This is a genomic window from Natronosalvus sp. KLKA75 (assembly GCF_059736265.1).
Genome location: NZ_CM185522.1, coordinates 331426 through 352990, shown reverse-complemented (window position 1 = coordinate 352990; position 21565 = coordinate 331426). Strand labels below are relative to the sequence as shown.

The 21565-nt window shown below is 65.7% G+C and carries 27 protein-coding genes; 15 read left to right on the top strand and 12 right to left on the bottom strand.

The genetic code is table 11. The features are described 5' to 3' along the window. Nucleotides 1-94 precede the first annotated feature (94 nt). Nucleotides 95-1390 carry a tryptophan--tRNA ligase gene (locus AC6I65_RS01775; RefSeq protein ID WP_497902390.1) on the top strand — a complete coding sequence of 432 codons (1296 nt, stop codon included), beginning with the start codon at nt 95-97 and terminating at the stop codon, nt 1388-1390. 1 nt (nt 1391) lies between these two features. Here AC6I65_RS01775 and AC6I65_RS01770 read toward each other — a convergent pair whose 3' ends face one another. Then, complete coding sequence (locus AC6I65_RS01770; RefSeq protein WP_497903142.1) at nt 1392-2291, bottom strand: isoaspartyl peptidase/L-asparaginase; 900 nt, start codon at nt 2289-2291, stop codon at nt 1392-1394. Nucleotides 2292-2431: 140 nt separating this feature from the next. Between AC6I65_RS01770 and AC6I65_RS01765 the strand changes: the two genes are divergently transcribed. Both AC6I65_RS01765 and icd read left to right on the top strand, forming a co-directional pair. Beyond that, the gene (locus tag AC6I65_RS01765; protein WP_497902389.1) at nt 2432-2731 is read left to right on the top strand and encodes a hypothetical protein; all 300 of its coding nucleotides are present in this window, start codon (nt 2432-2434) and stop codon (nt 2729-2731) included. 59 nt (nt 2732-2790) lie between these two features. Beyond that, entirely contained in the window at nt 2791-4053 is a 1263-nt protein-coding gene (icd, locus tag AC6I65_RS01760; protein WP_497902388.1) for an isocitrate dehydrogenase (NADP(+)), read from the top strand. A 150-nt stretch (nt 4054-4203) separates the two neighbouring features. Here the strand turns inward: icd and AC6I65_RS01755 are convergent, their stop codons facing one another. The 4 genes from AC6I65_RS01755 to AC6I65_RS01740 form a co-directional block, all read right to left on the bottom strand. Further along, a complete protein-coding gene (locus tag AC6I65_RS01755; protein ID WP_497902387.1) occupies nt 4204-4455 on the bottom strand; it encodes a lipoyl domain-containing protein in 252 nt (83 codons plus the stop codon). After that, nucleotides 4452-5486, bottom strand: a complete 1035-nt coding sequence (locus AC6I65_RS01750) for an alpha-ketoacid dehydrogenase subunit beta (protein ID WP_497902386.1) — start codon at nt 5484-5486, stop codon at nt 4452-4454. Before AC6I65_RS01750 ends, AC6I65_RS01755 begins: the two co-directional genes overlap by 4 nt. Then, nucleotides 5486-6505, bottom strand: a complete 1020-nt coding sequence (locus tag AC6I65_RS01745) for a thiamine pyrophosphate-dependent dehydrogenase E1 component subunit alpha (protein WP_497903141.1) — start codon at nt 6503-6505, stop codon at nt 5486-5488. The genes AC6I65_RS01750 and AC6I65_RS01745 overlap by 1 nt, the downstream gene beginning before the upstream one ends. A gap of 170 nt (nt 6506-6675) precedes the next feature. Further along, a complete protein-coding gene (locus AC6I65_RS01740) occupies nt 6676-7113 on the bottom strand; it encodes an ArsR/SmtB family transcription factor (RefSeq protein WP_497902385.1) in 438 nt (145 codons plus the stop codon). Between the two features lie 97 nt (nt 7114-7210). On the opposite strand from AC6I65_RS01740, the gene AC6I65_RS01735 reads away from it, so the two are divergent. After that, on the top strand, nt 7211-7768 hold the full coding sequence (locus AC6I65_RS01735) for a DUF7509 family protein (protein WP_497902384.1): 558 nt from the start codon (nt 7211-7213) through the stop codon (nt 7766-7768). A 106-nt stretch (nt 7769-7874) separates the two neighbouring features. Here the strand turns inward: AC6I65_RS01735 and AC6I65_RS01730 are convergent, their stop codons facing one another. Next, nucleotides 7875-8213 carry a cupin domain-containing protein gene (locus AC6I65_RS01730; RefSeq protein WP_497902383.1) on the bottom strand — a complete coding sequence of 113 codons (339 nt, stop codon included), beginning with the start codon at nt 8211-8213 and terminating at the stop codon, nt 7875-7877. A 19-nt stretch (nt 8214-8232) separates the two neighbouring features. Then, nucleotides 8233-8727 carry a hypothetical protein gene (locus tag AC6I65_RS01725; protein WP_497902382.1) on the bottom strand — a complete coding sequence of 165 codons (495 nt, stop codon included), beginning with the start codon at nt 8725-8727 and terminating at the stop codon, nt 8233-8235. Between the two features lie 38 nt (nt 8728-8765). Between AC6I65_RS01725 and AC6I65_RS01720 the strand changes: the two genes are divergently transcribed. Together AC6I65_RS01720 and AC6I65_RS01715 are read left to right on the top strand one after the other, a co-directional pair. Next, nucleotides 8766-9290 carry a DUF5817 domain-containing protein gene (locus AC6I65_RS01720; RefSeq protein ID WP_497902381.1) on the top strand — a complete coding sequence of 175 codons (525 nt, stop codon included), beginning with the start codon at nt 8766-8768 and terminating at the stop codon, nt 9288-9290. Further along, nucleotides 9287-9640: a hypothetical protein gene (locus AC6I65_RS01715; protein ID WP_497902380.1), complete on the top strand. Its 354-nt coding sequence runs from the start codon at nt 9287-9289 to the stop codon at nt 9638-9640. Before AC6I65_RS01720 ends, AC6I65_RS01715 begins: the two co-directional genes overlap by 4 nt. A 70-nt stretch (nt 9641-9710) precedes the next feature. Here AC6I65_RS01715 and AC6I65_RS01710 read toward each other — a convergent pair whose 3' ends face one another. The 3 genes from AC6I65_RS01710 to AC6I65_RS01700 all read right to left on the bottom strand — a co-directional run bounded on the left by AC6I65_RS01710 (nt 9711) and on the right by AC6I65_RS01700 (nt 11875). Next, entirely contained in the window at nt 9711-9839 is a 129-nt protein-coding gene (locus AC6I65_RS01710; protein ID WP_497902379.1) for a hypothetical protein, read from the bottom strand. A 290-nt stretch (nt 9840-10129) separates the two neighbouring features. Next, on the bottom strand, nt 10130-10789 hold the full coding sequence (locus tag AC6I65_RS01705) for an ArsR/SmtB family transcription factor (protein WP_497902378.1): 660 nt from the start codon (nt 10787-10789) through the stop codon (nt 10130-10132). 165 nt (nt 10790-10954) lie between these two features. Further along, nucleotides 10955-11875, bottom strand: a complete 921-nt coding sequence (locus AC6I65_RS01700) for a hypothetical protein (RefSeq protein WP_497902377.1) — start codon at nt 11873-11875, stop codon at nt 10955-10957. 271 nt (nt 11876-12146) lie between these two features. Between AC6I65_RS01700 and AC6I65_RS01695 the strand changes: the two genes are divergently transcribed. The 5 genes from AC6I65_RS01695 to AC6I65_RS01675 all read left to right on the top strand — a co-directional run bounded on the left by AC6I65_RS01695 (nt 12147) and on the right by AC6I65_RS01675 (nt 16503). Continuing rightward, the gene (locus tag AC6I65_RS01695; protein ID WP_497903140.1) at nt 12147-12614 is read left to right on the top strand and encodes a DUF5802 family protein; all 468 of its coding nucleotides are present in this window, start codon (nt 12147-12149) and stop codon (nt 12612-12614) included. 28 nt (nt 12615-12642) lie between these two features. Beyond that, nucleotides 12643-13620: a Vms1/Ankzf1 family peptidyl-tRNA hydrolase gene (locus AC6I65_RS01690; protein ID WP_497902376.1), complete on the top strand. Its 978-nt coding sequence runs from the start codon at nt 12643-12645 to the stop codon at nt 13618-13620. A gap of 268 nt (nt 13621-13888) precedes the next feature. Beyond that, a complete protein-coding gene (locus tag AC6I65_RS01685) occupies nt 13889-14905 on the top strand; it encodes an N-acetyltransferase DgcN family protein (protein WP_497902375.1) in 1017 nt (338 codons plus the stop codon). Then, nucleotides 14902-15942, top strand: coding sequence for a dipeptide epimerase (locus AC6I65_RS01680; RefSeq protein WP_497902374.1), 1041 nt, complete (start codon nt 14902-14904; stop codon nt 15940-15942). Before AC6I65_RS01685 ends, AC6I65_RS01680 begins: the two co-directional genes overlap by 4 nt. Before the next feature lie 138 nt (nt 15943-16080). Next, entirely contained in the window at nt 16081-16503 is a 423-nt protein-coding gene (locus tag AC6I65_RS01675) for a hypothetical protein (RefSeq protein ID WP_497902373.1), read from the top strand. A gap of 5 nt (nt 16504-16508) precedes the next feature. On the opposite strand, the gene AC6I65_RS01670 is transcribed toward AC6I65_RS01675, so the two are convergent. Further along, entirely contained in the window at nt 16509-17573 is a 1065-nt protein-coding gene (locus AC6I65_RS01670) for a DUF7972 family membrane protein (protein WP_497902372.1), read from the bottom strand. Between the two features lie 252 nt (nt 17574-17825). Here AC6I65_RS01670 and AC6I65_RS01665 point away from each other — a divergent pair, with 252 nt between their 5' ends. Next, complete coding sequence (locus AC6I65_RS01665; protein WP_497902371.1) at nt 17826-18482, top strand: FxLYD domain-containing protein; 657 nt, start codon at nt 17826-17828, stop codon at nt 18480-18482. Between the two features lie 276 nt (nt 18483-18758). Here the strand turns inward: AC6I65_RS01665 and AC6I65_RS01660 are convergent, their stop codons facing one another. Beyond that, on the bottom strand, nt 18759-19598 hold the full coding sequence (locus AC6I65_RS01660) for a PspA/IM30 family protein (RefSeq protein WP_497902370.1): 840 nt from the start codon (nt 19596-19598) through the stop codon (nt 18759-18761). A 141-nt stretch (nt 19599-19739) separates the two neighbouring features. On the opposite strand from AC6I65_RS01660, the gene AC6I65_RS01655 reads away from it, so the two are divergent. From AC6I65_RS01655 to AC6I65_RS01645, 3 genes are all read left to right on the top strand, one after another. After that, complete coding sequence (locus AC6I65_RS01655; protein WP_497903139.1) at nt 19740-20117, top strand: dihydroneopterin aldolase family protein; 378 nt, start codon at nt 19740-19742, stop codon at nt 20115-20117. Nucleotides 20118-20324: 207 nt separating this feature from the next. Continuing rightward, nucleotides 20325-20855 (top strand): hypothetical protein, encoded by a 531-nt coding sequence (locus tag AC6I65_RS01650; RefSeq protein WP_497902369.1) that lies wholly within the window; start codon nt 20325-20327, stop codon nt 20853-20855. Between the two features lie 269 nt (nt 20856-21124). Next, nucleotides 21125-21565, top strand: a complete 441-nt coding sequence (locus tag AC6I65_RS01645; protein WP_497902368.1) for a DUF5790 family protein — start codon at nt 21125-21127, stop codon at nt 21563-21565.

Below are 21565 nucleotides of genomic sequence, written 5' to 3'. Positions count from 1 at the left end.
AGTCGGTGGCGCTCCCTTCGCTCCTCGCTTCTGGCGGCTTCCAGCCGTCGTGATTTCGCTTCCGATAGCACTGCAGTTCCGTTTCAGTTCCGAGATGACACCGACACCATCACCACCCACCGACGACTCGACGAATAGCCAGTCAGCAACCGACGAATCGACGCAAAGCCAGTCACCGGCCGACGGCGACGAAACCGGCGCCCCCACCGGCACCGGAAGCGGAACCGAAGCCAGACCCGACGGCGCCCTCGTCACCCCCTACGCCGTCCGCGGCGAGGTCGACTACGACCGCCTGCTCGAGCAATTCGGCGCCGACCCCCTCACCGACGCCCAGCGCGACCGCTTCCCCGATCACCCGACGATCCGTCGAGGAACGTTCTACGCCGGCCGTGACGTCGACGCCTTCCTCGAGGCCGCCGAGTCGGGCGACCCGCACGCCATCGTCACCGGTCGCGGCCCGTCGGGGCCGATGCACCTGGGTCACGTCCTCCCCTTTTACCTCGCGCGGACGATCCAGCGCGAGACCGGCGCCACGGTGTACCTGCCAGTCTCGGACGACGAGAAGTTCCTCGCGAAGGACCAGTCCTTTGCGTCCATCGGCGAGGCCACGCGCGAGAACCTGCGCGATCTACTGGCCGTCGGCTTCGATCCCGAACGGACTCGAATCGTGATCGACACGGCAGACGCGGACGTGATCTACCCGATTGCCGTTCGCCTGTCGAAACACCTCACCCCGGCGACCGTCGAGGCCGTCTACGGCGAGCAAGACACCGTCGGCCTGCAGTTCTACCCCGCCGTCCAGGCATCCCACCTCCTGCTCCCGCAACTCGTCTCGGGTCGCCAGCCGGCGCTCGTTCCTATCGCCGTCGACCAGGATCCTCACGTCCGCGTCTGCCGGGACGTCGCCGCCAGAGAGGCGCTGCCGGTCGAGAAGCCGGGCGCTCTGCTGGGGCGGTTCCTCCCCGGCCTCGAGGGGCCCGGAAAGATGAGTTCCTCGGGCGCGGCGCCGTCGATTGAGCTGACCGACCGTCCGGAAACCATCGCCGACACCATCCGCGAGCACGCCTACAGCGGCGGCCGCTCGAGCCTCGCAGCCCATCGCGAACACGGCGGCGATCCGACGGTCGACGTGGCCTTCCAGTACCTGCGCTACGGGTTCGAACCGGACGACGACCGCCTCACGAAGATTGCGGCCGACTACCGCGACGGGCGCCTCCTCAGCGGCGAACTCAAGGAACTCGCCGCCGACCGAATTTCGGAATTCCTGGCCGACCACCAGCGTCGCCGGGCGGCCCTCGGCGACCTCGAGGACGAACTCGCGCCATTTCGACTGACGGAAGAGGAGCGACTGACGGCGCTCGAGGCGGCGGGCGTTCCGCGGCTGGACTAACCTACTCCTCGAGCGAGCGACGCGAGACGCGGGCCGTCTGCATCGCGTCGCTGTTGTACGCCGCGCCGATCCCTCCGCGGGAGTCGATGGCGATCACGCCAGCGCTCGAGCCCGTCAGTTCGCCAAACTCCTCGATGGCGAGGTCCGTAGCTGCCTGCGCGTCGAGACCGCGCTCGACGTGGCGGGCGACGCGCCGTGAGAGGGTGACCCGGGCGATATCCTCGCCGGCACCCGTCGCGCTCACGCCGGCGGCGGGGCAGGCGTAAAAGCCCGAACCCACCTGCGGGACGTCGCCGACGCGGCCGGCGAGGGCGAGCCAGCGCCCGCCCGTGGAGGTGGCCGCCGCGATCCGCTCGCCGTCGAAGGCGACCGCGCCGACGGTGTCGTGATCCTTCGGGTCGTCCCGGCCGTCGGGGTCGGATTGCCCGTACTGGTCGCGAATCCACTCGAGCTGGGCTTTCGGGCCGCCCTCGGGCGCCTCGAGGTCGGCCCACTTCTCCCGGGTGCGTTCCGAGCGGAGATACACGCCCGTCTCGATTCCATACTCCGCGGCGAGCGCGACCGCGTGCTCGCCCGAGACGAATCCGTGGGGTGTCTCGTCCATGACCAGGCGGGCGACGCTGACGGCGTGCTCGACGCCGGGCATCGAGCAGGCCGCGCCCACGCGTCGGTCGTCGGTCATGATCCCCGCGTCCGTTCGGACGACGCCGTCGCTCTGGATGGCTCCGCCGACGCCTGCGTTGAACCGGGGCGAGGACTCGAGGACGTGAATCGCGCTCTCGACGGCGTCGACCGGCGTCTCACTCTCGGCGCCCGCGTTCGCGGCTGTCTCGAGGACAGTCTGCCTGGATTCGGGCGCTTCGGGAGCGGTTCCGGCGCCACCGTGGACGACGACCTGCAGCTGTGACCGTGAGGACATACTGTGAGGCGGTTTCGGAACCCAAATGATTCTTGCCATCCCGCCGGCGGTCCAGTGGCGACGAACCTCCAACCTGAGACAATCCCACACACTTAGGAGGGCACCGCTTGTACGGACCGGCGATGAGCCCGGTCGCGTTTCTGGTCCTCTTCTGTGCGACGATGACCGCCATTGCCGCCAGTCGTATCGACTGGACCGCCAGCGACGAGTTCGGCGAACCGGAGGGAACGGCCGGCGTCGTCCTCGGGTTTACGATCCTCGCCATCCGTTGGTTCGGCCTCGCGGAAGGATGGCTCTCCTCGAGGTGGCTCTCGCTCGCGCTCGCGCTCCTCGGGGCGGTCGCCGTCGTCCTTGGGCTGGTCGTACTGGCCGGCGACTCGAACGCGGACGACGCCCAGGACGCGAACGCGCTCGAGAAGTGAGCGCTAGCCAGCCCAAATGGGAGGTCTTTTACCCCCGAGCAAACCACCTACGAACGATCATGAGCTACGAGCAAGTCGAGGTCCCCGAGGACGGGGAGAAAATTACGCTCGCCGACGAGGAGACCGGCGAACTCGACGTACCGGCAAACCCGATTATCCCGATTATTCACGGCGACGGCATCGGCACCGACGTCGGCCCCGCCGCCCAGAAAGTACTCGACGCCGCCGCGGAAGCGACCGGCCGATCGATCTCCTGGATGCGCGTCTACGCCGGCGAGAGCGCCCGCGAGCGCTACGACGAGAACCTCCCCGAGGACACCGTCAGCGCGATCCGCGAACACCGCGTCGCGATCAAGGGCCCGCTGACAACGCCCGTCGGGGCCGGCTTCCGCTCGCTCAACGTCGCCCTGCGCCAGACGCTCGACATGTACGCGAACGTCCGTCCGACCTACCACATCGACGGCGTCCCCTCGCCCGTCAAAGAACCCGAGAAGATGGACATGATCACCTTCCGGGAGAACACCGAGGACGTCTACGCTGGCGTCGAGTGGGAAGCCGGCACCGACGAAGTCGAGCAGGTTCGCACGTTCCTCGAGGAGGACATGGAGATTGCGGACGTCATCCACGACGGCCCGGTCGGCATCGGCGTCAAGCCCATTTCGGAGTTCGGTTCTAAGCGTCTGATTCGTGAAGCAATCGACTACGCCATCGCCAACGAGCGCGACTCGGTCACCCTGGTCCACAAGGGCAACATCATGAAGTTCACCGAGGGCGCCTTCCGCGACTGGGGCTACGAACTCGTCGAGGAGGAATACGGCGACGACGTCATCACCGAGGACGAACTCTGGGACGAACACGACGGCGACCAGCCCGAGGGCACCGTGGTCGTCAAAGACCGCATCGCCGACAACATGCTCCAGCAGCTGCTGACCCGCACCGACGAGTACTCGGTCATCGCCACGATGAACCTCAACGGCGACTACATGTCCGACGCCGCGGGCGCCCAGATCGGCGGCCTCGGCATCGCCCCCGGCGCCAACTTCGGCCACGGCCGCTGTCTCGCCGAACCCGTCCACGGCTCCGCGCCGAAGTACGCCGGTGAGGACAAGGTCAACCCGACCGCGATGATCCTCTCGGGCCGCGAGATGCTCGACTACCTCGGCTGGAAGGACGCCGCCGACCTCGTGCGCGACGCCGTCGAGGAGACCATCTCCTCCGGAACCGTGACCTACGACCTCCACCGCCAGATCGACGGTGGCACCAAGGTCGCCACGAGCGAGTTCGCCGACGCCGTCATCGAGAATATCGAGAAACTCGCGTAGGCCCGTTTCTCGAACTCTGGCGGCTTTGCCGCCAGAACGTCGAAAAACTGTCGTAGACACCCTCTCGAGCGCGGAACCCGGCTCTATCTATCGGTTTTTATAGTCGAACTCCGCAGGTACGGATTTCGAAGGGATCGCTCGAGTCGCCGCTCACCCGCTCTCGATCCGGCCCAGCGAGTCCCCGCGGCGGAACTCCTCGTTCTCGCCGACGCTGATCTCCGCGAGCGTTCCCGCAGCGGGTGACGACACGTCGATACTGACCTTCTCGATCTGGATTTCACAGAGGGTGTCTCCCTCCTCGACGGACGCGCCCTCGCGGACGAACCACGTCGCGACGACGGCCTCGTCCACGTCTTCGGCGTCGTCCGGCCAGAACGACTCGGAGTCGATCTCGGCGGTCATTCTCGAACCGACTCGACGGCCGCGACGATGTCGTCCGCGCTCGGCTGGAACTCCTCCTCGAGCGGGCGCGCGTACGGCACTGGCGTGTCCGGCGCGGTTACCCGTTCGACCGCCTCGAGGTCCTCGAGCGCGCCTTCGGTCGCCCTGGCGATCAACTCGCCGCTGACACCGTAGGAGCGGTAGTCCTCGTCGACGACGACCAGCCGTCCCGTCTTTCGGACGGACTCGAGGACAGTTTCGGTATCGAGGGGAACGAGCGTCCGGAGGTCGATCACCTCGGCTTCAATGCCGTCGTCGGCGAGGTCTCCGGCGGCCTCGAGGGCCCGGTGGACGTGCAGGCCGAGGGTGACGATGGTGGCGTCGTCGCCCTTGCGCTTGACGTCGGCTTCCCCGAACGGAATCTCGTAGGGCTCCTCGGGAACACCGGTCCTCGGCCCCTCGGGGGCGGGCATCCAGGCCAGGCCCATCAACCGCTTGTGGAACAGGTAGATCACGGGGTCGTCGTCGCGAATCGCGGCGTGCATGAGCCCCTTCGCATCGTAGGCGGTCGACGGCACGACGACTTTCATCCCCGGAAGGTGCGCGAAGGTGCCGTACAGCGTCTGAGAGTGCTGGGCGGCGTCGTTGTAGGTCCCGCCGACGGCCGTCATGAGGACCATCGGCGCCGACACCGAGCCCCCGGACATGTAGGCCGTCTTCGCCATGTTGTTGTAGATCTGGTCCATCGCGACGCCGAAGAAGTCGGCGAACATCAGTTCGACGATGGGGCGCATCCCCTGCATGGCCGCGCCGAGGCCCGCGCCGATGAACCCCGTCTCGGAGATCGGGACGTCCATGATTCGGTCGTGTCCGAACTCCTCGAGGAGCCCCTGGGTCGAGTCGAAGATGCCGCCGTAGTCGGCGACGTCCTCACCCATAACAAAGACGTCCTCGCTCTCGTTCATCTCGTGGGCGATGGCCTCGACCATCGCTCGGCTCATCGTCAGTTCGCGCTCGGCCGCGTCAGGGTCGGGCGCCTCGGCTTGCGCCATCACCGCTCACCTCCGTCGGTCGCGGCGAGTTCCCGCTCCGGGCGCTCGGGCCAGCCCTCGAGGTCGTCCGTGAAGACGTCCTCGTAGGTCTCCTCGGGGTCGGGCTTTGGCTGCTCTTTTGCCCACTCGATCGCCTCCTCGACCCGGTCGTGGGCACGCTCACGAATCTCCTCGAGGTCGTCGTCCTCGACGCCGTGCTCGCGGAGTCGGTCCGCGAGCCGTTCGATCGAGTCGCGCTCTTGTGCTGCCTCCACGTCCGCGTCGGATCGGTAGGCCTCGGGGTCGCCCATGAAGTGGCCCATCCGGCGGTGGACCTGCACCTCGAGGAGCGTCGGCCCGTTGCCGTCTCGCGCACGACCGACCGCCGTCTCCGCGGCCTCGTAGACGGCGACGGCGTCGTCGCTATCGATGCGTTCGCCACGGACGTCGAAGCCTCCGGCCCGCCTCGAGCCGTCCTCGACGTCGGTGACACGCGCTTTGGGCATGCTGATCGCCCAGTCGTTGTCCTCGATGACGAACACGACCGGGAGGTCCTGGACGGCTGCGAGGTTGAGCGACTCCAGGAAGCCGCCCTGGCTGATCGCGCCCTCGCCGAGGAAGGCAACGGCCACGTCGTCGGTGTTGCGCTTTTTCGATGCGAGGGCGGCCCCGACCGCCGGCGGACAGCCCTGGGCGATGATGCCGCTACAGGCGAAGTTCACGTCGGGGTCGTACAGGTGCATGTGTCCGCCTTTTCCCTTCGACAGCCCCGTCTCCCGACCGAAAATCTCGGCGGTCATGCGCTTCAGGTCGACGCCTTTCGAGATCGCCACGTGGTGGGGTCTGTGCGGAGCCGTCACCGTGTCTGTGTCCCGGAGGTGGGCACAGACGCCCGCAGCCGACGCCTCCTGACCCGCCGCGAGGTGTAGTTCGCCTGGAATCGGCCCCGCGGAGATGTCGAAGGCAGGTTGTTTCCCCTCGAGGTACTCCTCCTGTAAGCGTTCCTCGTAGTATCTCGCAGTTACCATCTCCTCGTACATCTGCCGGAGCGTGGGTGTTCCTGGCATGCTCAGGTGACACACACCACGGGCAAGCGCTTAAACGTAGAGAGACGCCCGTGAAGTGAACAGTCCGGAAGACGGATACTCCATCTAGGGGTACTCGAGCGAAAATCGTCGTGCGAGTGATTCCAGATCGCTCGAGTGTGACGCTAGGGGCCGGCTGGTTCGTCTGGCTCGTGCGACTCGGCTGATTCGTCCGAACCGTACGTCTCGAGCGATTCCCACTCCAGGCGAAGCAGTTCGCGAATGCCGTGTTCGAGAATCGCCTCGCCCATCCCGCTCGCTCGGTAATAGGAGTGGAGGCCACGGCTGTCGGGCGTCTTCCGCTTCCGGTTCTCGACCAGTCCTACGTCGACCAGTTCGTCGAGGTGGTAGTGCAAGGTGTTCCCGCGCAAGTCGAGGGCCTCCCGGAGTTCGGTCGCGCTCATAGCACCGCCCTCGACGAGGGTGTTGAGGATTCGAAATCGGTACTCGTTCCCGATCGCCCGCTGCATCTCGAGGTACGCCTCGAGCGGGAGGACGCTGTGTTCGGGAAGGAGCCCCTCGTCGTCCGAATGTCCGACGTCGCCGCGGGGTGCGCCTGCCATTACCGGAACGTAGTCTCGCCACCGTCTTAACAGTTCTCGAGTCGAGAGATGCTGATAACGCGTATATTTAAATAGTGTCCGTTCGTCGGTCGGTTCGATGCGCGATCGCCTCCGCAACGCTCTCGATCCGGTTCCCCGCGAACGCTTTCTCGTCTATCTGATGGGACCGTACAAGTCGATCGATTCCGGTTCCGAAGCCGACGGCGACGGTGACGGCGACGACGAACTCTTCGACCTGCTCGTCACGCTTCGCGATCGGCTCCGGACCGAGTCCGGCGTGAACGCGTTTCTGGCTGTCGACCCGGAGATCCCGCTCGAGGAGGTCGACGCGGCGACCCAGAGCATCGCGTTCGCCCGGGCGAGCAACGCCGTCGTCTTCGTCCTCCCGTTCTCCGGGGAGAACCTCGGAGTCGGTATCGAGGTCGGGTCGGTGCTCGAGGACATTTACCAGTCGGACGACCCGGAGCGAGCGGAGCGAACGCTGGTCGTCCACGAGACGGGCGTCCGGAGCGCTATGCTCGGTGGGGTCACCCGTCGCTGGGACGCGACGGTCTACGACTACGAGGACGCGGACGAACTCGTCTTCCGGACGAAGGAGTTCGTCGGAAACGTCATCGCCCGGGAAGCGACCGGGTCGCTGTCGAGTCTCGAGTGACGATCGTCGACGCTCGCGACGGCGTGGGCTCTCCGCCGGTAGGGAGGCGACGTTCGCATGGCGGGACGAGAGCGGCCCAATCACGACTCGAGCGATGGCTGAGCCGCTACTCCTGCCAGGTCGGATTCTCACGGGGTGGGTCGAAGATGTCCACGCCGCGAACCGTCTCCTCGCCGCGGTTCTCGGCGGCGTGGGGCTGATCCCCGGGAATGCCGTAGGCGTCGCCCGGCCCGCAGACGACCTCCTCGCCGTCGGTCAGGAACGTCAACTCGCCCTCGTAGATGAACCCCGTCTGCTCGTGGGGGTGGCTGTGCTCCTCGACGGCCGCACCGGGCTCGATTTCGAAGTGCTGGACGTTCATCGAGTCGGTCCCGGCCATGATCGCGAGGTGGACGCCATCGGCGGCTTCTGTCGTCTCGAGGTCGGACAGCGATACGTGATCCATGCGTCCGAATGGACGGCCACTACCGTAACGATTTGTGCCGCGGCAGTACGACCGATCGAACTATGGCAAAGGGCGGGCCTGAAACGGTATGTCTCCGATCGACGACGATCGAACCGGCCACCTCCACCACGTCGAGTTGTAGGCCTCCGACTTCGACGCGTCGCTCGAGTTCTGGTCGTGGCTGCTGGAGGAACTGGGCTACGAGTCGTACCAATCGTGGGACGACGGACGGTCGTGGCGGCTCGGACCCACCTACCTCGTACTGGTTGCTGTCGAAGAGCGGTTCCGAGAAGCAACCTACCACCGGTGCCATCCGGGGCTCAACCACCTCGCGTTTCACGCCGAATCCCGCGAACATGTCGACGATCTCACCCGCCGCTTTCGCGACCGAGACGTCCCCGTCCTGTACGAGGACGGCCATCCGTTCGCCGGCGGACCGGATCACTACGCCGTCTACGTCGAGGATCCCGAACGAATCAAAGTCGAAATCGTCGCCCCCGGAAACTGATCGCATCCGAAACCTACACACGAGACGACGGCCAATAGCGGGACATGTACGCCGTCGTCGGGTGCAGCGAGTGTTCGAACCTCTGGTTGCTCGAGGGGCGCTCCGAGACCACGAAGTGTCCCCGCTGTGGCTCTCGTAAGCCCTACGAGCGCCGCAAGAAGTTCGTCGAGACCGACGACCCCGACCACGCCCGCGAGGTGCGCGCCTCGATGCTCGCCAACCGGCAGGGCCAGGGCGAGGCCTTCGCCCGCGTCGACTCCTTCGCCGACCTCGAGAGCCGAGTCGCAGACGGCGTCGTCAGCGACGAGGACTACCTCGAGGAGTCGGGTCTCGATGTCGAGGAGGTCGCCGCCGCGGGCGAACGCGACCCGCGCCAGCCAACGAGAAGCGGGAGCAAGAAGGAGGTCGTCGAGCAGGCGTTGGCGGACCTCGAGGAGCCGACCGAAGACGAGGTGATCGCCTACGCGGGCGACCGGGGGGTCGATGCAGGATACGTCCGGAAGGCCCTCGAGAAACTCGTTCGGGCCGGCGAGGTCAGCGAGAGCCGCGGGCGATATCGATCGCTATGAGCGAGTCAATCGAGGTCCAGCGGACGATCATCGGGCTCGGACTCCTCCTGGCGGTGCTCGTGCTCGGGTACGGCGCGGTCGTCTCCGAAACGGTGCTCGGAATCGACGCGACGACGGCCGCGATGTGGGTCCTGGCTGGAACGTTCGCCGTCAGTTCGATCGTTCACGCCTGGATCGGCCAGTACGGCTTCGCGCTGGGCCACGCGGGTGGCGCCTTCGGCTGGGGAGCCGTCTTGCTCGGCTCGAGCGCCGCAGAGGTCGGCATCGGTCTGGTTTTGCTCGTCCTGTCTGGAGTCTACCTCGCTCTGATGGGGCGGCGCGGGGCGCGGACCGATGCGGCGTCGACCTAGCGCTCGGTCTCGCACGCCAATTCCTGCTCGACTACTCGCTCACCCTCGTACTCGACCTCGCGGACGGGCCTCAGAGGAGGCCGACCGCGGCACCGATCGACAACGCGAGGACGACGATCGTCAACATCAGTTCGACCAGTAGCAGGTACTGGTAGAAGCGATACCGCTGCAGCCGGAGGGATGGGAAGTCTCGAGTCATGGGGTGGAGCGCCCGCCGGTGCTCGCCGAACGGACGCACTCACAGCTACCGGACGACGCGAAAAGTATCGTCGCCTTGGCACCACAGTGAAAGTAAAAGTGGATTACCGCGGTTAAAACGCCGCGGAGATAGCTCGTCGCGCAGTCTATGGATAGATGTGGGGTCGGTGCTCGAGTCGACGACGAGTGAAAGTGGTTCAGGCTCGACCACGGTTCCAGTCGCGGTCACAGTTTCTGTTCCGGTCCCGATCCAGGTCCAGGTCCCGCCACCGTCCCCACTTCGGGCGCCACTCACGACTCCGTCTTGAGTTCCCACCCACGCTCGGTTCGCTGGACGACGCCCTCGTCGGCCAACCGCTCGAGTAACTCGGCGATAACCTCCCGCGGCGCGCCAACCTCGTGGCCGAGTTCGTCGATCCCTTTGGGTTCCTGGCGAACGCTCGAGAGTACGTCGGCGTGGATGCGACTGTCCTGGCCCACACCGACCTCCTCCGAGAGGCGGTCGAGCGTCTCGCTGAGTCGCCCCTGCACCCACCGCTGGGCGAGCGAGAGTTCGTTCTCCAGGTGCTCGAGGTCCTCGAGCGTCGAGAGGAGGCCGTCGAGGCCGTCCGACGACGCCCCGGAGACGTCGAGAGAGAGGTGCCGGCAAGTCGTGATGTCGAAGGAGTTGTTCTCGGGATAGGCGCTCTTGCTGGCGAAGCCGTACGGCGAGACGTTCACCTCGAGGCGGACGTTGCGAGCGATGTGGAAGTACTTCCGTCGCTGATCGTCGACGCGGCTCTCGACGAGGCCGGCCTCCTCGAGTTTTCTGAGGTGGTCGATGACGGCCTTCGGACTGACGCCGAGGTACTCGGAGATCTCGGTCACGTAGCAGGGTTTTCGCGAGAGGAGTCGCAGAATCCGTCGCCGGTTCTCGTTCCCGAGCAGATCCAGCAACGCAGCAGAGTCCATCTATCCGGTGTTGGCGATGGGTACTGAAAAGCGTGTCTCTCGTTTTGCAGCGTTTTCGAGCCTTTTCGAGCGTTTCGAAGTGAGGCCCGAGAGCGAATTCACTCGAGCGACGGAAATTCGAAACAGAGAGTGGTGTTCGACCTGGAGTCGCGACGAGCCGGTCGATCAGTCGTCGGTGGTGTTGGCGTCCTGGTCCTCATCAGAGTCGTCGGTCGTCGATTCTTCGTCAGAGTCGTCGGTCGTCACGTCCTCGCCGGAGTCGTCGGTCGTCACGTCCTCATCGGACGCCGATTCCTCGTCGTCGGCGCGTTTGTCGGGCGTATCGGGCGGCGACTCGTCACCGGAACCGGCGCCTGGATCATCTGGGGCACCGGTACCCTGTCCTTTCTCCTCGCCGTTACCCTGTTCCCTCTCCTCGCCGTTGCCTTCGTTCTGGTTCCCATCTGGCCCAGCTCCCTGACCGGCATCACTCCCCTTCTCCTGACCGTTTCCCGGCGAACCGTTCTGTCCGCCAGCGTGGTCGGGCGGTCCCCGAGGCGGGTCGATACCGGCGATCTGCTTCGCTCGCTCGGCGACTTCGGGACCAGCCAATTCGGACGCGTTCGCTCGCAACGTCTGAATAGCCGTCGTATTGACGCCGGCGTCCGCCGCTCGGCGTTCGGTGCGGTTGATCGAGTCGTCGACACTCGCGAGTTCGACGGTCAGGCGCGCCATTCGAACGTTGTACTCGCCCGGATGGAGTTCGCCTTTCTGCTCCTGGAGGGTCCGATACTCCTCCTTCAACTCGGCGATCGTCGAGTTATGCTCCTCGGTTCGTTCGGCGATCAGTGCGGCGCGTCGCTCCTCGCTGGCGTTCTGGAAGGCTGCCTCGAACATACCATCGTCAACGGCGTGAGTGGTACTCACCGAACTGGTTTGCATGAACGTCGACACTTCCTCCCCCATCGTCGAGCTATTCTCGGCCGTGGTCGACTCGCCCTCGCTGGCGAGCGACACGAGCCCCCCGGTGGCGGCCACGGCTGGGGCGACGAGGAGGCCGACGACGGCCACAGCGACGAGACACACCACGGTACGGGTCGCAGTCATTACTCGAGGCTTCCCCAAACACGACTAAAAAGACGGAGTTTCGTTCGGACCGTTTTTGCGTTCACCAGAATCGTTCGAACCGTTTCGAGCGTTCAAATCGCCCGTGGGCGCCGTCGTCTGCCGACTGGAAATTCGGACGTCGTTACCAGACCAGTCGCCTGTGTTCGCGTGCTCGAGCGGCGTTGGACCCGTTCGGAAGGACACTGAAAGCGCTCACTGATAAGGTATTCGCACAATAGTTATACGACATCGTGCCATGGTACCAGGTAGCATGTTCGAAATCTTCTCTCGAAGCTACTACCTCGGTCGGCTCTACGTGACGCCTGCGAGCGGCGATCAGGCCATCATGGAACGAACACAACACGAACGGATCAACGAGGCCGTCTACACGACCGGCGAGGGAGTCGAACCGCTCGACGCCCCGCTCGTGATGAAACTCGAGTCGGGCCACTTCGCCGTCCACGGTGACGACTCGGTCCCGGCGAACACTCTCGCCGTTCCCGAGTCGATGCTCGAAGGATCTCAGATTCGGAACCCGCCGAGTCTCCGAGAGGTGTTCCTGGCGCGACGCGATCGGGCCGAACAGTTGCTCGGACTCGGCCTGGGCGACTACCAGGAGAGCTACCCGTCGATGGGCAAGGGCGTCGATGGCGCCGACGGCACCGACGGCACCGATGGGTCCGATACTGGACGCGGACCGGGTCCGGGGCACGGGTCGGGACCAGGAACCGGGACCTAGAAGTAACCTCCGTTCGCCTATCCGGTCGATGATCGACGAGTTGCTCGGGCGGGCGACGCTCAAGGACCGCATCGCCGACCTCAAGGAGGAAAACGAGCGGCTGCGTCGACGGTACGAGGCCGAGTCCGATCGCCGGTCGAAGGCCGTCACGGCACGGCAGACGGCCGAGCGCGAGCAAAATCAGCTCGAGGATCGGATCGCCCAACTCGAGGGTGAACTCGAGCGGCTTCGAGTCGACCAGGCGGACGCGGACGGCGGCGACGGAATCGACCCACGACGACGAGATCGCATCCGCGGAGCGGAATTGTCGTCGGTCCTCGAACGCCTCGGGTCGTTTCGAACGGGACCGGAAGGGGCGTTGACGGCAGTGGTGCCGACAGACGACGGTCTCGATTCCGCGCCCGATGCCCTGACGGAGGTACTTGGCGAGCGGGTTGCCCTACTCGAAACGCTCGACCCCGCCGTCGTGTGCGTCGACGACGCCGAACTGATCGCGGTCGCCCTCTCGCCGCCCGTCGATCCCCGCGCCGCCGAACGCGACGCGAGACGCTCGAGCGACGGCGCCGCCGCTGGCTCGCACCTCGAGTGGGACGATCGATTCCGATTCGACCGCTCCTGGTTCCTGCCGCACGGGCGGTTCACGCTCGCGCTCGTTCGCGCGGACCTGTTCGCCCTCGGCGTCTACGACGGCGACGACCGCCTCGACTATCGCGGGTTCGAGAGCGACGTCAAGGGAAGCCACTCGAAGGGGGGCTTCTCGCAGGGACGCTTCGAACGCATCCGCGACGGCCAGATCGCCGACCACCTCGAGCGCTGTCGGAGCGAAATCGCCGACCGACGGGACGGCCCGCTGTTCCTCGTCGGCCAGGACGAGGTCGTCTCGCGGCTGGTCGAACACGGCCTCGAACCGACGGCGACGGCCACCGTCGACGCGACGGGGAAGCCGAAGGCGGCGCTCGAGGACGCGTTCCGGTCGTTCTTCACGACGGAACTGGTCGTTCTATAGCTATAACACATATAGTATAGGTTGCGGGGGTGAAAAACGAAATTACCGGGCGGGTAGAACGCTTTCGGGACGCGAAATCGGTAGCGGACTCGAGGTCGTCTCCCTCCCGGACCGAGCGGGCGCGGGTTCGGGTCGCCTCGAGAAGACGCGCGTCCGAGTCGTCTCGAGCGGGCGCGCATCCAAACCGTCAATCGAGTGGGCGCCTACCGACGCTGGCCGAGTCGCCGGTGACGACAGAATAAGGTGCCCCCTCGCCGTCTATCCGCGTATGCGCGTCGCTATCCTCGCTCACGAAAAGTTTCCCGACCACGCCAAAACGGCCCTCGGCGTGCTCCGCTACGCGGACTACGACGTCGTCGGCGTCCTCGATCGCGAGACGGCTGGCAGCCGCGTCGCCGACTTCGTCCCGGACGTCCAGGACGCCCCTATCGTCTCGAGCATGGCTGACCTCGAGGCCGAGAGCGTCGGCGCCTTGCTCATCGGCATCGCGCCAGTCGGCGGCGGGTTCGACCCCAGCTGGCGCGAGGACGTGCGGACGGCCCTCGAGTACGGCTGCGACCTCATCTCGGGGCTGCACTACTTCCTCGAGGACGACGAGGAGTTCGCCACGCTCGCCGACGAGTACGACGCCGACGTCTGGGACGTCAGGAAACCCCACGACGAGCTAACGGTCGCCGAAGGCGTCGCCAATACGGTCGACGCGGAAGTAATCTTGACCGTCGGCACCGACTGCTCGGTCGGCAAGATGACGGCGACGATGGAACTGGCCCGCGACGCCCGCGAGGCGGGCCACGACGCCGCCGTTATCCCCACAGGCCAGACGGGAATCATGATCGAGGGGTGGGGCAACCCCGTCGACCGGGTCGTCAGCGACTTTACGGCCGGATCGGTCGAAGAGATGATCCTCGAGAAGGGCGACGACCACGACTACCTGTTCGTCGAGGGACAGGGGAGCATCATCCACCCCGCCTACTCCGCCGTGACCTGTGGCATCCTCCACGGCGCGATGGCCGACAAACTGGTCCTCTGTCACGCAGCCGAACGGGAGATGCTCGCGTACGACTACGACGTGGCGGTCCCGTCCATGCAAACCTACGTCGATCTCTACGAGAGTCTCGCCGAGCCGGTCTATCCGACATCGGTCGTCGCCGGCGCGCTCAACACCTACGGGCTCGAGGCCGACGCCGCTCGGGAGGCCGTCGACGCCTTCGAGGCCGACCTGGGGAAACTCGCCACGGACGTCATCAGGTACGGCACCGAAGACCTGCTGGAGGTGTTGCTGTGAGCCTCGAGACCGGGTTCGAGCGCGTGACGATGCCACTCGAGTTCCCGTTTACGATCGCCCGCGGGACGCAGACGACCGCCGAGAACGTGATCGTCCGGATCGAGGACGAGGACGGAACCGTCGGTATCGGCGGGGCGGCGCCCTCGTCACACTACGGCGAGACGGCGGCAACGGTCGAGGCGGTCCTGCCCGACCTGCTGGCGGTCGTCGAGGACGTCGGCGATCCCCACCAGCTCGAGCGAATCGAGCGCCGGATGCGCCAGACGATCGAACGCAACCCCGCGGCCCGGTGTGCCGTCAGCATCGCCCTCCACGACCTCGTGACGAAGCGTCTCGACGTCCCGCTCTATCGCTACTGGGGACTCGATCCGGCCGAGACGGTCGAGAGTTCCTACACCATCGGCATCGACGACACCGAACGAATGCGCGAGAAAACCGAGACCGCCCTGGAGCGCGGCTTCGAGACGCTGAAGGTCAAACTCGGCACCGACCGCGACCTCGAGATCATCGAGGCGATCCGGGACGTCGCTCCCGACGTTCGCCTCTACGTCGACGCGAACGAGGCCTGGACGCCCCGCGAGGCGGTCTCGCGGATTGAGGCGCTGGCGAATTACGGCCTCGAGTTCGTCGAACAGCCCGTTTCGGCGGACGACCCCGAAGGCCTTCGGTACGTCTACGAACGAGCGGCGCTGCCGATCGCCGCCGACGAGTCCTGTCTCACCGCGAGCGACGTGCCCCAGATCGCCGAGCGGTGTGACGTGGCCAACCTGAAACTGATGAAGTGCGGGGGCCTTCGCGAGGCACGCCGGATCGTCCACGCTGCCCGCGCACACGGCCTCCAGGTGATGTGTGGCTGCATGACCGAATCAAACGCCTCGATCGCCGCGGCGTGTCACCTGGCGCCGCTACTCGACTACGCCGACCTCGACGGGTCGCTGTTGCTCGCGGACGACCCCTACGACGGCGTGTCGATGCCGGGCGGTCGCATCGACCTCGAGGATCTCGAACGACCCGGGACCGGCGTCGTTCGATCCTGAGATTCGATACCAGTGTCCTCCGTTCCCGGCGTCCGGGACCGGCGACGTTCTCGAACACAGTCGAAACGAACCGATAAATCGCGTTGTGTGTCAACAATCCACAAACTATTTATGCCAGCAGGTAGAAACAACGAGACCATGGCATTCGAGCGGCCTCGAACCGAAACACGGGTCGTCGAGCGGTGGAATCGAGTATTCGAGGCACTTTCGGCGGCGTCGAGGCGTCGGCTCGTGGCGTCGCTGCTCGAGGCTGGGCCAACCGAATTCGTGGCCCTTCCGGAGGCCGCCCAGTGTCCCGGGGATGAAGACGACCAGCGCGCCGTCACGATCCGGCTTTACCACCGGGACTTGCCGTTACTCGCCGACGGGAACTACGTCGACTGGAGCCGCGAGCCGTTCTGTGCGAGCCGCGGCGACAACTTCGACGAACTCGCGGCCGTAATCGAGGCGATCGAGGCGGCTGCTCCCACTTTCCCCGAGCAACTCGCCGGGGGCGGGGACGGGAACGGACAGGGGGACGGTGACCGACTCGAGTACGAACGCGCCCCAGTCGACCAGTAACGGTCTCACCGGGAGTCCGGTTCGGGTTCGGGTTCGGGTTCGGGTGCACGTCGATCCGGCGTCGATTCCGACTCGGACTCGAGAACCAGCGGTCCGATAGAGACCGTCCGCCGCGTGATCGTCGCCGTCCGAAGAATGTACGTCGTCAGCAACGCGAGCGGCACGAAGACCACGGCGAGGAGGCCGCTCACCACCCACGGAAGCGCTGGCAAGGCGATGACCGCCCCCGTCCGACCGGCGTACAGAAACCCGATCAACAACGCCGACGTGATCGCCGGAACCCCGGTCAGGATCGTGAGCTGTGAAAAGCGGGTCAGCTCTCGTTGAAGGTACGTCGTTTTGATGTGTTCGCGGGCGACCGTGAACAACTCGAGATCCGCAACGATCTGGTCGAGAGCCTCTCGAGCCGGTCGCGAGAGCGCTCCCTCGTGACGTTGCCCGAGTCGCTTGGCAGTGTAGAGGTGTCTCGAGACGTCGTACTTTACGGCGACCGACACCGCGTCGAACGTTTCGGTACCCGGCCCCGAGAGAATTTCCAGGGCGCGTTCCGTGCTCGATTCGACGGCTCGGACGTGTCGCCGAACGTCCTCCTGGGTATCGCCTTCGAGGGTGTCCGTCTCGTCCTCGAGGGCAGTCGCTCCCTCGTGAATGGACGCGAACAGTTCCTCGAGAATGCGAGCCGGCGACGCCGGGGCGACCGGATCACCGATCGTCTTCGCGACCTCGGACCTGAAAGATTCGACGCCCTCGAGTCTGTCCTCCGCCGCTCCGGCGGACGTAAACTCCTGTGAGAGGATCAGCTGGTTGATCGAGACGACGAGCGTGACCAGCGAGAACGTCCCGGCGACCATCCCGCTGGCCAGTCGGGTGATCGAGTTGGCATTGGCGAACGAGATGACGCCAAGCCAGTCCAGTCCCAGAAAGAACACGAACGTGCCGACCGAAATACACGCGGCGACGAGCAGCCGGTCGCCGTCCACGAGCACCCATCGCTGGAAGCGGTCGAAAACGTTCGGGCGTCGTCTCGAGGCCGATGCCTCGTCGGCTGTGCTCGTCTCGTCACCGACCATAGTCGGCGTTCACCGGCCACGAGCAAAAGCGTCGTCGTTGCAAACGGATGTCGTGATCGATCGACGGCTAAAGCCGTGGGCTTCCGCCTCGAGAGCTATGTGAGTGATCGATGCCCGCAAACGTGATCTCGGGGGACTGGCGGCACCCATCTGGGAATCGCCTCGAGCGCCAGTCGAGGTCGTCCTGAGGTCTACACCCGTTCAGGTGCATGCCACAGACTAAACCCGGTTGGCATCGACGTGAAACGTGCGATGGCGACTAGCGACCAGGACGGAGAGCGAACGAACTCGACGTCGGCGAGGAGCACGTATAGCACGGACAGTCCAGACGACGAGCGATCGCACGGCCAGCACCCGGACTGGCGGGACCCACCGACCGGAGGAAGGGAGGCGCCCGAATCCTTGACGACCCGCCGTGAGGCCCTCGCTGCCGTCGGATCGGTCGGCGGACTGGCGATCGCCGGGTGCCTCGGAACGGGAACGACCCCGTCCTACGGCGGGGCGGACGACGAGCAGGGAGCGGAGACGGAGCGCGTCCCCGTCGACGTGGACGGCGAGGGTCGAACGGCCGAGGAAATGACCGCCGCCGCGGCACTCGCCGACGACGGCCCCGCCGATGGCGTCTCGCCGCTCGACGCGATCACCCTCGTCGATCACGAGTTCGTCCTGGAAGACGGTTACCAGGGCTCGACCGTCCAGGGAACGCTCGAGAACGCGGGTAACGATCGGCTGGCACTCGTCGAGATCCGCGTCCGGGTCTACGACGACGCCGACAACCTGCTCGGCACCTACTTCAAGCACACGAGCGACCTCGATGCCGGCGACACGTGGGCGTTTACCGCGTACGTCCTCGTGTCACCAGCTGACATCGCGGCGTACGACATTGCCGCGCTCGGGACGCCCACCTGACGAGGGGAGCGGCCGTACGCTCTGTCGCCCGCCGCTTCGCTCTCGGTACGTTCCACGCCACCGCCGAGAACGCTTCCTCGCTCGCTACGCGAGCGTCTATTTACGACCCTCGCTCGAGGGTTGTGGCGCTCGCTCGAGGCGAACACGACGACTATGTAGCAGTACCGGCGCCCGGTCCCTCGACTCCGCAACCGCCGTTGGTATCCGGGCGAACTCGAAACAACTCGATCGGAGCCAGTCAACGCGACCAGGCAACTCGAGGAACGGCGCTCGCGATCAGTTCTCCTCTTCTTCTTTGAGTTCGGCCAGTTCCGATTCGACCTCGGCGTCGTTCACGTCGGCCTCGGCGTCGGCCTCAGTTTCGGTTTCGACCTCCGCCTCCAGGTCCGCTGTGTCCGCCTCGGATTCCGTCGCCTCCTCGCCGCCCATCTCGGCCTTGAGCGTCTCGAGTTCGGCGTCGACGCCGCTGTCGGTCGACAGGGACTCGAGTTCGCGGTCGATGCTGTCCTTGTCCGAGAGGACGTCCTCGAACGCGCCCGACTCGTGGAGTTCGTCCATCGCGGCGGCACGAGCCTCCATGTCCTCGGTCTTCTCCTCGGCGCGCTCGATCGCCCGGCCGACGTCCTCGAACTCCTCTCCCGTGGCGGTCATCGCCTCCGAGACCGTGGAACTCGCCTCGGCGGCCTCGTACCGGGCCTTCATCGTCTCCTTCTTCGTGCGGAACTCCTCGATGCGCCCCTGGAGTTCGTCTTTCTGCTCGATCAGCCGGTCCTGCTGGTTCTGCAGGTCCGAGACCTGGCGCTCGAGTTCCTCGATCTGGTTCATCTTGGCCTTCTTTTTCTCGAGGGCCTTCCGAGCGAGGTCCTCACGGCCCTGCTGGACCGCCGTTCGAGCCTGCCCGTTGTGTTTCTCGACGTTCTCCTCGAGGCGGCGTTTCTGCATCTCGAGGCGCTTTTTCTGCGTCGTCAGGTCGGCGATGCCGCGTTTGACCTGCTGGAGCTGGTCGCGCATCTGTTCGTAGGAGTAATCGAGCGTCTGCGTCGGATCCTCCGAGCGGTCGAGGATCGCGTTGAGCTTCGACCGGATGATGTACGACGTCCGAGAGAGGATACCCATACGTACTACGTGTCGCTCCCGACTCTTAAAAACTTCACATCGGTTACTCTTCGTGTGAATCTCGAGAGAGTCGCCAATTACGGCGCTCCGCTCGTCGTCGCGGACCGCAACGACCACGAGTCCGGAAGCGAAAGTGGACCTATGCCCACCGACGAATCCGACAGCCAGAGCACGGCCCCAACGGACGCCCAGCAGGCCTGCTTCGAGGCCGGCATCAAGTTCGGCTCGCTCTACCACCAGTTCGCCGGCACGCCCATCAGCCTCGAGAGCGCCGACAGCCTCGCGCGAGCGATGGAGGAAGCGATCGAGAACCAGCCCCACTGCACCGACGTGACCGTTGACGTGCAGAGGGACACCCTCGAGGCCGCGCTCGAGGAGGGAGCCGCCGAATACACGGAACTCACGGGTCGGTTCCTCGAGGTCGAAATCGACGTCGCCTACGAGGGCGTCGAAGTCGTCACCAGGATGGCAATGGAGGACGGCTACCCGTTGATGGCCCTCGAGTCGGTGCGTCGGTGAGTCTCGAGTCGGCGCATTTCGAGCGGATGGGCCTCGGCTCAATACGTTTCGAGCGGACGCACCTCGAGTCGATGAACAGATAACGCGTCCGATCGCTATAGACCCGTTAAATCCTGTGAACGGTCCCAAACGAGGAGAACGGTCGCGAACCCCGCGGACGATGGTCGGCGTTTTTTACCCACACCGTGGTCGCCATCGACTGCAGTCATGTATCCAGACGAATTCGGTCGTTCGACGCTCGACCCGCGAATGGTGCAGCGAGTGACGAAGCTGGGACTCGCCTCGGCCGCGGTGGTCGTCGTGCTGTGGGTAGCGACGCTGTTGCCAGGTGCGGGCTGGCTCGTCCCCGGGACCCCGCTCACCGTCGCCGCCCTCGTGAGCGCCATCGCGACGCTCGCCGTCGTCGGGCTCCTCCTGTTGCTCGCCCCGGCGCTGGCCGATCTCGTGAAGACGGGACTGCAGGACGCTCCCGAGGTCGCCGAGCGCGTCGCGTCCGTAACCCGGGTCGCGACCGTCCTCGCGGCCGTCCTCGTCGCCCATCGAGGACTGGCCGCGGCGGTCACGCCGCTGCTGGGTGGGTTCGGGTGGCTGTACGACGTGGTCTTCCTCCTCCTGGCGCTGCCGCTGCTCGTCGCCCTCGCGGTCGTCCTCTACGGTTCGTTCGAGCCGGCGGCCGACCTCTTCGCGACGAAACTGGTCGGTTCGCACGACGAGCGGTCGGGCCTCGAGTCATCGTAGCGTCTCGAGGCGGCTCAGTATCGGCGTCACGACGGCCGATCTGACGTGCCATACCGGCCAATCGCACGAGCCACCCCGGTCAACTGCACGTACCACCCGGCCGATCGCAGAGCCACCCCAACTAACCGCACGACCCACCCCGGGTATCGACGCCGGTGTCAACCGTTTCGAAACCGGGACGCCATTTTCCCTCGAGAGCCCTCGTTCACCGGATGTTCACTTTCACTTTCGGGCTATCTTTTAACCCCGGTGCCCGTGAAGTGGGCGCCATGAGCCAAGCCTCACTGGACGACGACGAACTGTTCGGGGAAGCCGCCTCCGAGATGCGCTCGGACGTCGAATCCTCCCTCGCGGACGCCTGGGACGCCCTCCCCGACGCCGAGGATATCTGGGAGACCGACGCCGAGAACGTCCTCGGCGTGCTCAACGGCCTCAAGTCCGCCCTCGACGTCGGCGACGCCGAGGACCACCTCCGCGACGCCAAGAAGTGGTACACGATGGGCGAACGCGCCGACGCGTTCGAGGATGCCGACGACCTCGAGGAAGAGATCGCCGACCTTGAGGAGGCCCTCGAGAACATCACCGACGCAGGCGATCAGGTCGGCGAACTCACGGCGACGATTCCGGCGCTTCGGGGAACGCTCGAGGATGCGGGGAGCGAGGAGGCTGACGACGAAGACGAGGACGAAGCAGAAGAAGACGACGAATAA